Below are 16,116 nucleotides of genomic sequence, written 5' to 3'. Positions count from 1 at the left end.
TTCTTCCTCTTATGACCCGCCACGCTGGCGGGCCCTTGTCACATGAGAGTAGGGGCTGTCGAGCCGGGCTTCTAGCCTCAGCTCAACAGCCGCTTGCGCTTGATCGCAAAAAGGCATCCAGTTCGGAGCGGGTCGGCAGCGCCGTCATCGCCCCCTTGGCGGTGGTGGCGAGCGCCCCGCAGCCGTGGGCCTGAGCCAGGATGGCGGGTAGCTCGGCCAGAGTCGGCAGCGACGAGCGCCCGGCCAGCGCCGCCAGCAGACCGGCGACGAAGGCATCCCCCGCCCCCGTGGTGTCGATGGGCGTCACTTTCTGCCCCACCCACTCCAGCAACTCGCCATCAAGGCGAGCCACTACCCCGGCCGCCCCTCTGGTCACCAGCACCAGCGCCGGGCCAGAGAGAGTGGCGAGCCCGGCAGCCAGATCATCCTCGCCGCTCAGCAGTTGCAGCTCCTCGATGGAGAGCTTGACCACATCCGCCTGCGCAATGGCCTGACGCACCAGCGGCAGCATCTCGGCCGGGTTGCCCCACACCTCGGGGCGCAGGTTGGGGTCGAAGCAGACCCGCCCGCCTGCCGCCTTGATGTCCGCCATGGCCTGCAGGCAGCTGGTGCGTACCGGCTCGTTGGCGAGCGCGATGGAGCAGGTCAGCAACCACTGACCGGCATCGAAGTGGGGCAACTCATTTGGGGTGAGGAACTGGTCGGCACTGGGGCGCACCATAAAGGTGAAGCTGCGCTCCCCCTCATCATCCAGTGCCACCAGCACGGTAGAGGTGCGATGGTCAGGATCGAGCCGTAGCGCACCGATATCCACCCCCTCCCCGCTCAGGGTCTTGGCCATAAAGCGGCCGAACGGATCGGCTCCGACTCGGCCGATAAAGGCCGCATCGCCACCCAGCCGTGCCACGCCAACCGCCACATTGGCGGGAGCGCCACCCGGACACCTGAGGTAGTGCAACGCCCCTTCCGGGATCAAGTCCACCACCGCATCCCCCATTACCCATACACGATTCGTCACCTTGCTACTCCACTGCTGCATCGGATCCACGGTCAAACCCTAACTCTGTTCTGTTGGCTGGCATTATCAGCTGAACCGTTTTAGCCAACCAACAGGTCTCGGCACCGGTTGCCATTTTTGTGATCGGGATAACGAACTAGAACCAGGTTTCCATCTGCACACCAAAGTTCCACTCGCCACCGGCGGTGAAGTTGCTCTGGCCCATTGCATCGTCGCTGGCGTAATTGTCGAGCTCGGAGGACCAGTCCATCCAGCTGGCGAACACCCTAAGCTCAGGCCGCTCGAAGAAACCGGCGGTCTGCGCCTTGAAGGTGGGGGCGAAGGTGAGCTTGGTGAAGTTGCCGTTCACCGCCTGGCGTCCCTTGTAGCCCTTGGGATCGAGATCCATGTACTGCCAGGCCGCCTCGTAGACCAGCTCGACGTTCTGGCTCAGCACCTGCGCCACCCGGGTATTGAAGGTGAGCCAGCGGTACTCGTCCCCTTTCACGTAGCGATCCTGACTCTGCTCGGCCAGCAGGGCCGGGGCAAAACGCCAGCGCGAGTTGAGATCGGTGGCACCAAACACGGCGATCCGCACCGCATCGGCGTCCGGCAACAGCTCGCTGTCAGAGCCCAGCCCCTTGACCTCGGCCCCCAGCCCATGACCGTACAGCACCGCCGCCTTGGCAAAACCGGGGTTGAGGCCGAAGAAGCTCTCGCCGTGGTAGGCCAGCAGGGTGTGTGCCCCCTTGTCCGCCGCCTCGCTGCCCACCCCCTTGTCATTGATGCGGGCGTCATTGTCCTTGGCCGAGAGACCGTTCACCATCCACTGCCAGTTGCCGACGCGGTTGTTCATGGTAAGGGTGTAGCTCTCGATATCGGAGAGACCACTGGCGCTGATGTCGCCGTAATCGCGGCCATAGAGAGAGAAGTTGGCCTTCCAGCTGTCGGCCAGCTGCACGTCGTAGACACCGCCGCCGGTACCGGCCAGGAACACCACGTCGGAATCGAGCCAGTGGATGTCAAAGTTGTCGCGGTCAAAGCGCTTACCCGCCCACAGCACCGCATTCTTGAAGGGGCCGTCGAAGCTCGCCAGATTGCCGATCTCGGCAAACACCTGACGGGTATTGAGGCTCGAATCGCTGGCGGTCCAGTCGTTGCTGGTCTCCACCCCGTCTGCCAGCATCAGCTTGTAGCGGGCCCAGCTGCCATCCTCGAAGGTCTGGGTTTTCAGCAGGTTGGCCTCCATGTAGGTGTCATCCTCGTTGCCAAGGCGACCGACTGCCCCGCCCACTGAACCGGCCGGGGTGATGTAGGGGCCACCGCGCCCACCGTTGCCATTGCTGTTGACCAACAGGCCCGAACGAGCGTAACCGTGAAACTCGAAGCCCTGGGCACCGGCGGTCTTCTCATCCACCTTCTGGCTGCGGTTGTCGGCCACCTGCGCCTGCTCGCTGGCGGCGCTCGCCTTCACTTCCGCCTGACTGGCACGACTCTCTGCCGCCTCGGCTCTCGCTTCGGCCGCCTGTACCCGCGCCTCCAGCGCCGCCAGTCTGGCCTCGACACTCTCACCTGCAACACTTGCCTGCGCCGCCCACAGCGGACTGATCATCCCCAATCCCAGCGCTACCGCCAGCGCCAACTTGCTCTTGAACATCATCATCTTCCTCATCTGTCATCTGTGGCCCGGACGGGCGCTGTTGTTATCGACAGATGGAGCATAGCTAAACCGCTTTAGCCAACTCAACACAGCAACTAAACCGTTTCAGCAACAGTGTGAGCGGGATAACATTTGTACAGCAGGAATTGGCGGGAGTTGTGAGGAGGATCCCTCATCAGGATCCACTCAATAGGGCGGATCCTGGCTAAACGGCGGGCAAAAAAAGAGCCGGCACAAGGCCGGCTCTGTTTATTCGGGTCGCTGAAATCAGCTGGTTAGATCGTCGAAGAAGCGTTTCACCCCTTCGAAGAAGCCTTCCGATTTCGGCTTGTGGGTCTTGGCAGCGGCACCGCTGAAGGATTCGTCCAGCTGGCGCAGCAGCTCTTTCTGCTGCTCGGTGAGGTTGACCGGCGTCTCGATCACCACCTTGCACATCAGATCCCCTACCTGGCCGGAGCGCACTGACTTCACGCCCTTGCCGCGCATGCGGAACATCTTGCCGGTCTGGGTCTCCGGAGTGACCTTGAGCTTGACGCGGCCATCCAGGGTCGGTACTTCAATCTCGCCACCCAGCGCAGCTGCGGTGAAGCTGATGGGCACTTCGCAGTAGAGGTTGTTGCCGTCACGCACGAAAATTTCGTGCTCTTTGACGTGCACCTGTACGTAGAGATCCCCTGCCGGAGCTCCTGCTTCCCCCGCTTCCCCTTCGCCGGAGAGACGGATGCGATCGCCGGTATCGACGCCCGCCGGAATTTTCACCGACAGGGTCTTGGTGCGCTGGTAGCGACCTTCACCGTGACACTTGCGGCACGGATCCTTGATGATCTTGCCGCGGCCGTGACAGTGCGGACACGCCTGCTGCACCGCGAAGAAGCCCTGACGCATCTGCACCTGGCCGGAGCCGTGGCAGGTCGGGCAGGTCTGGGCACTGCTGCCGGTGTGGGCACCGGAGCCGTTACAGACTTCGCAGTGAACCAGGGTCGGCACCTTGATCTCCTTGGAGACCCCGCGCACCGCCTCTTCCAGCGTCAGCTCCATGGTGTAACGCAGGTCGGAGCCACGGGCCGGGCCACGACGTGCACCACCACGGCCACCGCCGAAGATGTCACCGAATACGTCACCAAACATGTCGGCGAAGTCGGCACCGCCGCCAAAGCCACCGTGGCCACCGCCACCCTGGCTCGGGTCGACACCGGCATGGCCGTACTGGTCGTAACGGGCACGCAGGTTGGCATCGGTCAGGACCTCGTAGGCTTCCTTGACCTCTTTGAACTTCTCTTCGGATGCGGCATCACCCTGGTTACGATCCGGGTGATACTTCATGGCCAGGCGCTTGTACGCCTTCTTGATCTCGCGATCGTCGGCATCTTTCGCCACACCCAGTACTTCGTAGAAATCGCGCTTCGACATACTCATCCTGTGGTTACGCAGACGGGCGTTGGTTACCCAACGCCCGTGAATTCATTGACCAAGCCGATGGGCGAAGCGGACTCCGCCCATCTGGGTAGGGCTTACTTCTTGTCGTCTTTCACTTCTTCGAACTCGGCGTCGACTACGTCGTCGTCAGCCTTGGCAGAAGAGGAGGACTGACCGGCATCAGCACCGGCTGCACCCTGGGCCTGAGCCTGCTGCTGGGCAATTTCCATCAGCTTCTGGGACGCTTCCAGCAGAGCCTGCTGTTTGGCTTCGATAGCAGCCTTGTCGTCACCCTTGATGGCCGCTTCCAGCTCGCTCAGAGCGGCTTCGATCTTGGTCTTGTCGTCGGCAGGCAGGGCTTCACCGGCTTCGGTGATCTGCTTGCGTACGGAGTGGACCAGACCATCAGCCTGGTTGCGAGCCTGTACCAGCTCTTCAAACTTCTTGTCCTCGGCCGCGTTGGCTTCGGCTTCGCGTACCATGCGCTCGATCTCGTCATCAGACAGACCAGAGGAGGCCTGGATGGTGATCTTCTGCTCTTTGTTGGTCTCTTTGTCTTTCGCAGAGACGTGCAGGATACCGTTGGCATCGATGTCGAAGGTCACTTCGATCTGCGGCAGACCACGCGGTGCCGGACGGATGCCTTCCAGGTTGAACTGGCCCAGAGACTTGTTGTCGCTGGCGCGCTTGCGCTCACCCTGCAGCACGTGAATGGTCACGGCAGACTGGTTGTCTTCGGCAGTGGAGAACACCTGGGACTTCTTGGTCGGGATGGTGGTGTTCTTCTCGATCAGCGCAGTCATCACGCTACCCATGGTTTCGATACCCAAGGAGAGCGGGGTCACGTCCAACAGCAGTACGTCGGTCTTGTCACCGGACAGTACGGCACCCTGGATGGCAGCACCCATGGCCACGGCTTCGTCCGGGTTGACGTCTTTACGCGGCTCTTTGCCAAAGAACTCGGCAACGGTCTTCTGAACCAGCGGCATACGGGTCTGACCACCGACCAGGATCACGTCGTCGATCTCGCCAACTGCCAGACCGGAGTCTTTCAGGGCGACACGAACCGGCTCCAGAGAGTCTTTCACCATGTCTTCTACCAGGGATTCCAGCTTGGCGCGGGTTACCTTGATGTTCATGTGCTTCGGACCGGTGGCATCTGCAGTGATGTACGGCAGGTTGACGTCGGTCTGCTGGGCAGAAGAGAGCTCGATTTTGGCTTTCTCGGCGGCATCTTTCAGACGCTGCAGAGCCAGCTGGTCGTTGCGCAGGTCGATGCCCTGCTCACGCTTGAACTCGTCTACCAGATAGTTGATGACGCGGTTGTCGAAGTCTTCACCACCCAGGTGGGTGTTACCGTTGGTCGCCAGTACTTCGAAGGTGGTTTCGCCTTCAACTTCGTCGATCTCGATGATGGAGATATCGAAAGTACCGCCACCCAGGTCATATACGGCAACCTTACGCTCGCCCTTGACCTTGTTCACGCCGTAAGCGAAGGCAGCAGCAGTCGGTTCGTTGATGATGCGTTTTACATCCAGACCGGCGATGCGACCGGCATCCTTGGTAGCCTGACGCTGGGCGTCGTTGAAGTAAGCCGGAACAGTGATAACTGCTTCGGTTACCGGCTCACCCAGGTAGTCTTCGGCGGTCTTCTTCATCTTTTTCAGCACTTCGGCAGAGATCTGCGGCGGTGCCATTTTCTTGCCCTTCACTTCAACCCAGGCGTCGCCGTTGTCAGCTTTGGCGATGGCGTACGGCATGATTTTCAGGTCACGCTGCACTTCTTCATCTTCAAAACGACGACCGATCAGACGCTTGATGGCGAACAGGGTGTTTTTCGGGTTGGTGATGGCCTGACGCTTGGCCGGCTGACCAACCAGGATCTCGCCATCATCGGCATAGGCAATGATGGACGGAGTAGTACGATCGCCTTCTGCGTTCTCGATCACGCGAGCAGTGTCGCCATCCAGAATAGCGACGCAGGAGTTGGTAGTACCCAGGTCAATACCGATGATTTTACCCATTTGACGAATCTCCAAATACTTTGAATAAACTGGCGAGGAACTCGCCTTAATGCGTTAACGGCTAGGTGGGGGCTGCCAATCTGGCTTTCAAGCTCCCGGCATCAAATTTTTTGTGCCGCCGCGGCCTTGCTACCTATATGGGGTCGCCAGACGCAGCTTCAAGCCCCGACCCTAAAAAACCACACCCTTTGTCATGGTTGCGCGGTCACGTTGAGCCGTAAACCGGGCAAGATGAACAGGTGCTGCACTGCGAAACAAAAAGCCCGCCACAGGGCGGGCTCGGGCACCCACAGCCAATCAGTCGACCGCTTTGGCGATCATCACCATGGCCGGACGGATCACCCGACCGTTGAGGTCATAGCCCTTCTGCATCACTGCAATGACGGTGTTCGGGGCCACATCGGCACTCGGCACCATGCTCATCGCCTGATGGGCATTGGGGTCAAACGGCTGGTTGATCGGGTCGAGCGCCACCAGACCAAACTTGGCCACGCCGCTCTGCATGGATTTCAGGGTCAGCTCGACACCTTCGATCATCGGCTTGAGGGCTTCGTTCTCCTTGTCGGCCAGTTCGATGGCTCGCTCAAGGTTGTCCAGCACCGGCAGCAGTTCGCCTGCGAACTTCTCCAGAGCGAATTTGTGCGCCTTCTCCACATCCAGCTCGGTACGACGGCGCAGGTTCTCCATCTCGGCGGCGGTACGCAGGGCGCGTTCACGCTCTTCCGCCGCTTTTTGGATGGCGGTTTCCAGCTGCGCTTCCAGTTCGGCAATGCGGGCCTGCTCGGCTGTCACTTCACTGTCTACATCGGTCGGCTCGACTGGCTGGGCTTCCACTTGCTCCATCGCTTCAACCTTTTGCTCTTCGTGGTTCATGACATCTCCAATTCCGGGGTTACTTATGAGGGCCCTGACGTCTGGTTGAGCGACCGGACGACAACAGACCGACTATGTTGGCGCTATTATGGGGATGCATCCCCGGCTTTCAAGGAGTAAAGGGCAATCTGGGTTGCTGAATAGCTGCAACCATCGGTTTATCCGGGTTACCGCTCACCGTTTAACCATTAGCCTCAAGGGGATAGCCGGCACCCTCACACGGGAGAGCGTCACAAGCGGAGCAAAGCACTGTATACTGGCCCGCAATACCCATCCCAGATCTGACTGACTATGGATTCTCCGTTCAAAACCATCGCCCTGATTGGCAAACCCCACCATGAGGGGGCCAACCAGACGCTGACCGGCCTGCATCAATACCTGACCGCCCGCGGCTTTCGGGTACTGGTGGAGAGCCGGGTCGCCCAGACCCTGAGCATCCTCGATGAAAACGTGATGGATCTGGTGCAGCTGGGCCAGCAGGCCGATCTCGCCATCGTGGTGGGCGGCGACGGCAACATGCTGGGGGCGGCGCGGGTACTATCGCGCTTCGATGTGGCGGTGATCGGGGTAAACCGGGGCAACCTCGGCTTTCTGACCGATCTCTCGCCGCAGGATTATCTGCTGCCGCTGGAGCAGGTGCTTTCCGGTCACTACAAGAGCGAACACCGCTTCCTGCTGGAAGCCTCGGTCTATCGCCACGGCGAGCGCAAGTCGAGCAATCTGGCGGTCAACGAGGCGGTACTGCACCCGGGCAAGATCGCCCACATGATCGAGTTCGAGGTCTATATCGATGGCAGCTTTATGTATAGCCAGCGCTCGGACGGCATCATAGTGGCCACCCCGACGGGCTCGACCGCCTACTCCCTGTCGGCGGGCGGCGCCATCCTCACCCCCAAACTCAACGCCATCACGCTGGTACCCATGTTCCCGCACACCCTGAGCAGTCGCCCCATCGTGCTCGATGCCGACAGCGAAGTACGGCTGCTGGTCTCGCCGGATAATCAGGACGATGCCATGCAGGTCAGCTGTGACGGTCAGGTAACCCTGGCGGTCCACCCGGGGGACGAGATCCTGATCAAGAAGAGTCACCACCAGCTTCATCTGGTGCATCCCCTCGACTACAGCTACTTCCACGTGCTGCGCAACAAGCTCGGCTGGGGCAGCAAGCTGTTTTAATCGGCGCTGACCGATAACGGCATTGCCAGAGAGGGCGCCTGAATTGGCGCCCTTCTCTTTTCTGTCGTGGCAACGTCCCCTGCACTCTCATATCCGTACCGCGTCCCAATAGTCAGTACCGCATTCTCATAGCCATGGCGCACTGGCGCGGCTTTCCTGTGTTAAAAATGGCGGCGCCCTCTTTACTGTATATAAGACCAGTATATACTGGATGCATACACAGTAATGTTGACCTATACAGGATGAGACCATGCTGACCCAGCTGACCGTCAACAACTTCGCCATCGTCAAGTTTCTCGAACTCGATCTGCAACCGGGCATGACCTGCATCACAGGTGAGACCGGCGCCGGTAAATCCATCGCCATCGACGCTCTCGGTCTCTGCCTCGGAGAGCGGGCCGAAGCCGGCATGGTGAGACCCGATAGCGACAAAAGCGAGGTCAGCGCCCGCTTCCTGCTGGACAACAACCCGGCCGCCCGCGCCTGGCTCGCTACCAACGAGCTGGAAAACGAAGGGGAATGTATCGTCCGGCGAGTCATCTCCGCCGAGGGGCGCTCACGCAGCTATATCAACGGCGTGCCCGTCCCCCTCACCCAGCTCAAGAATCTGGGCCAGTTGCTGGTCAACGTCCACGGTCAGCATGCCCACCAGATGCTGCTCAAACCCGACTACCAGCTCGCCCTGCTCGATAGCTATGCCGGTCATCATCTGCTGCTCGACGAGGTGCGCCAGCACTATCAGCAGTGGCGCCAGTTGCAGAACGAACTGAACCGGCTCAAGGCCGAACAGCAGCAACGGGAGGCCCGTCGCCAGCTGATCGAGTATCAGGTGCAGGAGCTGGACGAATTTGCCCTGCAGCCGGGGGAGTTTGAAGAGATAGAGGAAGAGCACCAGCGTCTGGCCAACGGCACCGAGTTGATGCAGGAGTGCGGGGCTTGCCTCGATCTGCTCTATGACAACGAAGAGACCACTATCGCAGGGCTGCTGCAATCAGCCGTCGATCGGGCCGAGGGGCTGGTCAGCATGGACAGCCGCCTCACCCCGGTACTGGAGATGCTGAACGAAGCACTGATCGGGGTACAGGAGAGCCACAGCGAACTGCGCAGCTATCTCGACCGACTGGAGCTGGATCCCGAGCGGTTCAACGAGCTGGAAGCCCGCCTCTCCAAAGCCATCAATCTGGCCCGCAAGCACCACGTCAAACCGGCAGATCTGGCTCAGTACCATCAGGAGCTGGCCTCTGATCTCGCTCGCCTCAACTCCGACGAAGAGCGGTTAGAGGGGATGGAAGATGAGCTGGCCGAGGCCCGTCAGGCTTTTGTCCAGGCCGCCGAGGCCCTGAGCCAGAGTCGCCAGCGCTACGCCGAGGAGCTCGGTGCCAAGGTGAGTGCCAGCATGCACGAGCTGGCGATGCCGGATGGCCGCTTTGCCATCGAGGTACGCCCCGATGCCCAGAGCAGCCTCTCTCCGCTGGGTATAGATCGGGTGGAATTTATGGTCACCACCAACCCGGGCCAACCGATCCAGCCGCTTGGCAAGGTGGCATCGGGTGGCGAACTGTCGCGTATCAGCCTCGCCATCGTGGTGATCAGCGCTCGCAAGGTCTCCACCCCGACCCTGATTTTCGACGAAGTGGATGTGGGGATCAGCGGCCCTACGGCCGCTGTGGTAGGTCGCCTGCTGCGCCAGCTCGGGGAGTCCACTCAGGTGATGGTGGTCACTCACTTGCCTCAGGTGGCAGGCAACGGCCACCAGCATATGGTGGTGAGCAAGCATACCGATGGCAAAACCACCGAAACCCAAATGAGTGCCCTTGATGAGACAGCCCGTCTCAATGAATTGGCACGCCTGCTCGGTGGCGACCAGATCACCGACAACACCCTGGCCAATGCCCGCGAGCTGCTGCGTCGCTGAATCAGGCATCGAGTCACGACTAACGAGTAACGACTAAAGGTGAATCGTTAATTGAATCCCGAGTCCCGAGTCCCGAGTCCCGAGTCCCGAGTCCTCCACCGTGAACCTCACAGAGCCGTCAGGATTACCGACCCAGATCAATAAAATGGCGAGTTAGGCGAAGCTGGCAGCAACATGGGCATGGATCCGGTTGCCTTCATGCAACGGATTTCGCATAGTGTTGCCCCCTTTATGGGTATCCAATTGTGAGGCTTTGTCTATGATCCACGTTTTTGGTCACAAGAATCCTGATAGCGACAGCATCTGCAGTGCACTGGTTATCACCGACTGGCTCAATGGCCAGGGCCGTCAGGCCACCCCATGGCGCCTGGGTGACCTGCGCACCGAAACCCGTTTTATTCTGGAGCAGGCTGGCGTCAGCGAACCCGAGTTGCTGACCAAAGATCTGACCGGTGAAGATGTCTGGCTGGTGGATTTCAGTGATCTGGAACAGGGCCCCGCCACACTGGCACAAGCCAATGTACTGGGTCTGGTGGATCACCACCGTCTCGGCACTCTGGTTACCCAGTCTCCGCTGGATGCCTGGATCCGTGCCGTCGGCTGCACCTGCACCATCGCCTTCGATCTGCTCAGTCAGCAAGGCACCGTGACCCGCAGCCAGGCTCGTCTGATGCTGGGTGCCATCATGAGCGACACCCTCTGTCTCACCTCGCCGACCAGCACCGAACAGGACAAGCTCGCTTGTGAGCGTCTGGCACCGCTGGCAGAAGTCTCACTGGCCGAGTTCGGCCAACAGCTGCTGATGGCAAAAACCGACCTGAGCGGTCTGACTCCGGCTCAACTGCTGCAGCAGGATGAGAAGGCGTTCCAGGCGGAAGGTTGCAACTTCATCATGAGCCAGATCGAAGTGGGCAGCGAACAGCAGCTTGCCGAGCACCTGCCGGCGCTGCAGCAGGAGATGGCCCAGCGCGTGGTGCGCGAAGGGCTCGACTTCTTCGTGCTGATGGTGACTGACCTGACGGCAGCCGCCAGCCGCATCTATTTTACTGCGCACCCGAAAGTACCGGCAGAATCCAGCTACCACCCGGGCTTTGTCAGCCGCAAGAAACAGGGTCTGCCCTGGGTGATGGATCTGCTGGCCAAAGCCTGATCCTCACTCGCCATAACCGATTCCAAAGCCCTGCCTCTGCGCAGGGCTTTTTCATCGCCACCGCCAGCGGCACTCCCTATCCTCTTGCTGACCATCTTGCTCACCACTGCGGTCTCTCGCTTACTCCTTTCACGGCTTATTGACAGTTAACGCCATAACTTTGCTTACATATTTGCGGCTGTTATTTATCAGGGCTTTGCTGCAGGATAATCGCCGCGCACAACCTTTTCCGTTTCCATTCAGGTGATCGATGAACATAACCCCCAAGCAGAGAACCCTGGCTATCACCATGCTGATCGCCGTGGTGCTCCTCGGCTGGCTGCTCTGGCCCAGTCCCCCCCCAAGGCGATGCTGACCGCCCAGGTGACCCGCGAGGATATTGCCCAGACCGTACTGGCCAGTGGCGTGCTGCAGGCCGTGGAGCAGGTGGATGTGGGGGCCCAGGTCTCCGGTCAGGTTACCAAGCTGGCCGTCGAGGCTGGTGATCAAGTCAAACAGGGAGACCTGCTGGCCGAGATCGATCCCCTGATTGCCCAGAACAACCTCAAAACGGCCGAGGCGGAGCTTGCCAGCAACCGCGCCCAGCTCAAGATCAAGCAAGCGCAACTCAAACAGAACGAACTCGCCTGGCGTCGCCAGCAACAGATGTTCAAGCAGGAGGCGAGCTCACGGGCAGATCTGGAGAGTGCCGAGGCACTGCTGGCCGTCACCCGCGCCGAACTGCAAAATAGCCAGGCCAATATCGACAGCGCCCTGATCAAGGTTGATCGGGCCAGAACCGAGCTGGGCTACACCAAGATCCTGGCGCCGATGGATGGCACCGTCATCAGCATTGTGACCCGTCAGGGCTAGACTCTGGCTGCCAGCCAGACGGTGCCGACCGTGCTCAAGCTGGCTAACCTCGAGACCATGACGGTCAAGGCGCAGATCTCCGAAGCCGATGTCACCAAGGTCAACGCCGGCATGCCGGTCTACTTCACTCTGATCGGCGATCCGGATACCCGCTATCAGGGTACCCTTCGCGCCGTGGAGTTAGCGCCCACCAACATCAACGATCAGGCTACCACAGGTACCACCACCAGCAATGCGGCTGTCTACTACTACGCCCTGTTCGATGTACCCAATCCCGCTCATACCCTGCGGGTCGCAATGACCACCCAGGTGACCATAGTGCTCGGCGAGCGCAAGCAGGTGCTCACTGTGCCGCAAACCGCCCTCGGCAAGTCGCTGGGTGATAACGAGTATGAAGTCACCGTGATTAAGGACGATGAAACAACCGAAACCCGCCATATCAAGACTGGTATGAAGGATGAGATCCGCATTGAGGTGATCAGCGGGCTGAGTGAGAAGGAGGAGGTGCAGCTCAATCACGGTGCCCCCGCCGACAATGATGAGATGGCGGTGATGCTATGATTGAGCCCCTGAACCAGCTGCCGTTGATCCAGCTGAAAGGGGTAGAGCGACGCTACCAGAGTGGCGACAGCGAAGTCACCGTGCTCCACCCTCTTGACCTAACCATCACGGCAGGAGAGATGATCGCCATTGTCGGCGCGTCCGGCTCCGGCAAATCGACCCTGATGAACCTGCTGGGTTGTCTGGATAGCCCGAGCGGCGGCCAGTACCTGTTTCGCGGTCAGGACACCGCGACAATGGATGCGTTGGCGCTGGCCCGACTACGCTGCCACCACTTCGGCTTTATCTTTCAGCGCTACCACCTGCTGCCCCACCTCGATGCCGCCGCCAACGTGGAGATCCCAGCCGTCTATGCCGGCACCAGTCGCCCGGATCGCCAGGCGCGCGCGCGTCAGCTGCTGGGCAGACTGGGTCTGGCCGATCGCAGCCACCATACCCCGGGCCAGCTCTCCGGCGGTCAGCAGCAGCGGGTCAGTATCGCCCGGGCGCTGGCCAATGGCGGCGAAGTGATCCTCGCCGATGAACCGACCGGCGCACTGGATAGCCAGAGCGGCAAGGAGGTGATGGCGATCCTCAAGGAGCTGCACGCTCAGGGCCACACCATCATTCTGGTCACCCACGATATGAACGTGGCCAGCCATGCCGACCGGATCATCACTCTCAAGGATGGTCGGATTGAACAAGATAGCGGCCCCAGCCAAACGGCCGTGTTGGCTCCAGCCACCGCCACAACCCCTCAAAAAATAGTGCCTACTAAAGGTGCCATGGGCCACGACTGGGATCGTTATCGGGAAGCGGGACGGATGGCGATGCATGCCATGCTCGCCCACCGGATGCGTACTTTCCTCACCATGCTCGGCATCATCATCGGTATCGCCGCCGTGGTGAGCGTGGTGGCGCTGGGGCAAGGGGCGCGCGCCAAGGTGATCGACCAGATCAATGCGATGGGCACCAACACCATCGAGATCTTCCCGGGCAAGGGCTGGGGCGATGAGAAGATGGCCAGCATCCAGACCCTCAACAAGGGAGATCTCGATGCTCTGCTGGGGCAACCCTATCTTGCGGGCGCCAGCCCCGAGATTGGCAGCTCAGGCCAGTTGCGCTATCGCAACAAGACCAACAGCGGCAATGTGACCGGGGTCGGTAACGACTATTTCAAGGTGAAGGGGATGACGCTGGTCAGTGGTCGCTTACTGGAGTGGCAAGATATCCAGCAGCGTGCCGCCGTTGCCGTGGTGGACAAGAAGAGTATCACCAGCCTGCTTGGCAAGGAGGAGCCGGTCGGCAAGGTGGTACTGGTCGGCACCTTGCCGGTGCGGATTGTCGGTGTGGTTTCGCAGGAGACCGGCTTCGGCCCCACCAGCCAGTCGGTCAATATCTGGCTGCCCTACAGCGCAGTGATGAAGTCGCCTCATCTCGCAGCACCACTTCAGCCAGATCACCATCCGGGTCAAAGACGGGGTACAACCGGCACTGGCCGAACAGGCGGTGATCGAGCTGATCACCAAGCGCCACGGGGTGAAGGATTTCTTCACCTTCAGCAGCGACAGCATCATCAAATCGGTAGAGAAAACCACCGCCACCATGACCCTGATGGTCTCGGCCATCGCGGTGATCTCGCTGATCGTCGGCGGGGTGGGCGTGATGAACATCATGCTGGTGTCGGTGGTGGAGCGCACCCGCGAGATCGGCATTCGCATGGCCGTGGGCGCCCGCCAGTCGGATATCCTGCAGCAATTTCTGATTGAAGCCGTGATGGTGAGCCTGCTGGGGGGGATCTTCGGCGTCGGCCTCTCGCTCGGCATTGGCGCGCTCTTTTCACTGCTGGTGGACTCCATCAAGATGCAGTTCTCGCTCTTCTCCATCCTGATGGCCTTTGGCTGCTCGTCACTCATCGGGATCCTGTTTGGTTACCTGCCGGCACGCAATGCGGCGCGGCTCGACCCTGTTGTCGCACTGGCGAGGGAATAACAATGCACAAACTCTCCTGGCTGGCTCTCTGCATGGCCCTCAGCGGCTGCAGTCAGCACAGCACCTATCAAAGACCCGAGCTGGCGATCGCCCCCACATGGCAACAAGCAGAGGGCGCCCAACTGGCTACGCAGGCAGGCCCCTGGTGGCGGGAATTTCATGATCCCCAGCTCGACAAACTGGTCGACGCGGTACTGGTCGCCAACCCGGACATGCGTGTGGCGGCCCTCAAGCTCAAAAGCACCCGACTGGGCGCCGAGCAGGCCGATACCAACCTCACCCCCTCGGTCAATGGCACTATCGCAGCCAGTGGCAACAAGGATCTGAAAACCGGCAAAGACACCAACAGTCTGGGTCCCTCGCTGAGCCTCAGTTACGAAGTGGATTTGTGGGGCAAGCTTGCCTCGGTGCGAGATCAGGCAAGCTGGGAGGCGGCGGCAAGCGAGCAGGATCTCGCCAGCACCCGACTACTGCTGATCGGCAATACCCTGGAGCAGTATTGGCAGCTCGGCTATCTCGGCTCTGCCATCACCCTTGGGGAACAGCAGCTGGCCAACCTGACCCGTACCGAGCAGCTGACCCAGACCAAATACCAGGCAGGCGCCATCACCCGGCTCGATCTGGCGCAGGCACGCCAACAGTTGGCCGGAAAACAGGCTGAGCTGGCCTCCCTCAAGGCGCAGCAGGAACAGGCTCGCAATGCCCTGCGTCTGTTGCTGGGCCGCAGCAGCGGGCCGCTGGAGTATGCACCCGCTTCCCTTGCAAAGCAGACCATTCCTGAACTTGCGGTGGGTATTCCGGCCGATGTGCTGGCCCGCCGCCCCGATGTCAAAGCGGCCGAATTGCGGCTGCGCAAGACGCTAGCTAAAGGGGATAAGATCCGCACCAGCTTCTACCCCAGCCTGACCCTGACCGGCAGTGCCAGCACCGCATCCGATAGATTGGCGCAGGTGCTGCAAAATCCGGTAGGTACGCTGGGAGCCAGCCTCGCCCTTCCCTTCCTTGAATACAACCGCACCCAGCTCGCCATCGAAAGCTCAGAGCTGGATTACCAGATTGCTGAAACCGAGTTTCGCAAACAGCTCTACACCGCACTGGTGGAGGTTGAAGACAATCTGGCCGCACGCCACTATGGCCAGCAGCGACTCGATTATCTGCAGGAGCAGCTGAGTTATGCCCGGGAGGCCGAACGACTGGCCAAGGCACGCTTCCAGGCGGGTGCGACCGGCGTGCAAGCCTGGCTCGATGAGCAGAACCGACTGTGGGATGCCCAGCAGAGCCTGTTGGCCCAGCAAAAAGAGCAGCTCACCACCACTGCCAAAATCTATCGCGCCCTGGGTGGCAGCGATAGCGTGGCGCCCCGATAACGCTTCACCCGGCCATTCCCCGCTCAGCCGGCAGAGTGGGGAATGCCATCGCCATGGACCGCACAGCCCCCCCCTCGCCCACACGGCAACCGAACTCCATTGCCCATCATCAGGGGCAGTCATGGCAGCACTGCCAATTACATGCATCGGCGAC

General features: G+C 60.6%; 9 protein-coding genes and 2 pseudogenes. 6 read left to right on the top strand and 5 right to left on the bottom strand.

The features are described 5' to 3' along the window. Positions 1 to 82: 82 nt before the first annotated feature. The 5 genes from ACTG2J_RS06780 to grpE all read right to left on the bottom strand — a co-directional run bounded on the left by ACTG2J_RS06780 (position 83) and on the right by grpE (position 6,970). Positions 83 to 1,039, bottom strand: coding sequence for an aminoimidazole riboside kinase (locus ACTG2J_RS06780; protein ID WP_113739099.1), 957 nt, complete (start codon positions 1,037 to 1,039; stop codon positions 83 to 85). Between the two features lie 115 nt (positions 1,040 to 1,154). Next, the gene (locus ACTG2J_RS06775; RefSeq protein WP_113738808.1) at positions 1,155 to 2,660 is read right to left on the bottom strand and encodes a carbohydrate porin; all 1,506 of its coding nucleotides are present in this window, start codon (positions 2,658 to 2,660) and stop codon (positions 1,155 to 1,157) included. A gap of 264 nt (positions 2,661 to 2,924) precedes the next feature. Continuing rightward, positions 2,925 to 4,067, bottom strand: coding sequence for a molecular chaperone DnaJ (gene dnaJ, locus ACTG2J_RS06770; RefSeq protein ID WP_005338032.1), 1,143 nt, complete (start codon positions 4,065 to 4,067; stop codon positions 2,925 to 2,927). 101 nt (positions 4,068 to 4,168) lie between these two features. Next, positions 4,169 to 6,097, bottom strand: coding sequence for a molecular chaperone DnaK (gene dnaK, locus ACTG2J_RS06765; protein WP_005338034.1), 1,929 nt, complete (start codon positions 6,095 to 6,097; stop codon positions 4,169 to 4,171). A 297-nt stretch (positions 6,098 to 6,394) separates the two neighbouring features. Beyond that, a complete protein-coding gene (grpE, locus tag ACTG2J_RS06760) occupies positions 6,395 to 6,970 on the bottom strand; it encodes a nucleotide exchange factor GrpE (RefSeq protein WP_113738809.1) in 576 nt (191 codons plus the stop codon). Between the two features lie 291 nt (positions 6,971 to 7,261). Between grpE and nadK the strand changes: the two genes are divergently transcribed. The 6 genes and pseudogenes from nadK to ACTG2J_RS06730 all read left to right on the top strand — a co-directional run bounded on the left by nadK (position 7,262) and on the right by ACTG2J_RS06730 (position 15,962). Next, a complete protein-coding gene (gene nadK, locus ACTG2J_RS06755; RefSeq protein WP_005338038.1) occupies positions 7,262 to 8,146 on the top strand; it encodes an NAD(+) kinase in 885 nt (294 codons plus the stop codon). A gap of 250 nt (positions 8,147 to 8,396) precedes the next feature. Continuing rightward, positions 8,397 to 10,061, top strand: coding sequence for a DNA repair protein RecN (gene recN / locus ACTG2J_RS06750; RefSeq protein ID WP_439997311.1), 1,665 nt, complete (start codon positions 8,397 to 8,399; stop codon positions 10,059 to 10,061). Positions 10,062 to 10,320: 259 nt separating this feature from the next. Beyond that, positions 10,321 to 11,211, top strand: a complete 891-nt coding sequence (locus tag ACTG2J_RS06745; protein ID WP_439997310.1) for a manganese-dependent inorganic pyrophosphatase — start codon at positions 10,321 to 10,323, stop codon at positions 11,209 to 11,211. A 250-nt stretch (positions 11,212 to 11,461) separates the two neighbouring features. Beyond that, positions 11,462 to 12,624, top strand: a pseudogene (locus ACTG2J_RS06740) (efflux RND transporter periplasmic adaptor subunit). Then, positions 12,621 to 14,595: pseudogene (locus tag ACTG2J_RS06735) on the top strand (MacB family efflux pump subunit). The pseudogenes ACTG2J_RS06740 and ACTG2J_RS06735 overlap by 4 nt, the downstream one beginning before the upstream one ends. Before the next feature lie 2 nt (positions 14,596 to 14,597). Then, positions 14,598 to 15,962: an efflux transporter outer membrane subunit gene (locus tag ACTG2J_RS06730; RefSeq protein ID WP_439997309.1), complete on the top strand. Its 1,365-nt coding sequence runs from the start codon at positions 14,598 to 14,600 to the stop codon at positions 15,960 to 15,962. Positions 15,963 to 16,116: the final 154 nt, after the last annotated feature.

The sequence above is a fragment of the Aeromonas sp. 6P genome, from assembly GCF_051919525.1.
Classification (GTDB): domain Bacteria; phylum Pseudomonadota; class Gammaproteobacteria; order Enterobacterales; family Aeromonadaceae; genus Aeromonas; species Aeromonas veronii.
This window is presented reverse-complemented; position numbering and strand designations above follow the sequence as displayed.

What these genes read in the sequence shown, in the direction of transcription:
- ACTG2J_RS06780 (WP_113739099.1), bottom strand. Translation starts at nt 1,039, where the DNA reads ATGCAGCAGTGGAGTAGCAAGGTGACGAATCGTGTATGGGTAATGGGG.
- ACTG2J_RS06775 (WP_113738808.1), bottom strand. Translation starts at nt 2,660, where the DNA reads ATGATGATGTTCAAGAGCAAGTTGGCGCTGGCGGTAGCGCTGGGATTG.
- dnaJ (WP_005338032.1), bottom strand. Translation starts at nt 4,067, where the DNA reads ATGTCGAAGCGCGATTTCTACGAAGTACTGGGTGTGGCGAAAGATGCC.
- dnaK (WP_005338034.1), bottom strand. Translation starts at nt 6,097, where the DNA reads ATGGGTAAAATCATCGGTATTGACCTGGGTACTACCAACTCCTGCGTC.
- grpE (WP_113738809.1), bottom strand. Translation starts at nt 6,970, where the DNA reads ATGAACCACGAAGAGCAAAAGGTTGAAGCGATGGAGCAAGTGGAAGCC.
- nadK (WP_005338038.1), top strand. Translation starts at nt 7,262, where the DNA reads ATGGATTCTCCGTTCAAAACCATCGCCCTGATTGGCAAACCCCACCAT.
- recN (WP_439997311.1), top strand. Translation starts at nt 8,397, where the DNA reads ATGCTGACCCAGCTGACCGTCAACAACTTCGCCATCGTCAAGTTTCTC.
- ACTG2J_RS06745 (WP_439997310.1), top strand. Translation starts at nt 10,321, where the DNA reads ATGATCCACGTTTTTGGTCACAAGAATCCTGATAGCGACAGCATCTGC.
- ACTG2J_RS06730 (WP_439997309.1), top strand. Translation starts at nt 14,598, where the DNA reads ATGCACAAACTCTCCTGGCTGGCTCTCTGCATGGCCCTCAGCGGCTGC.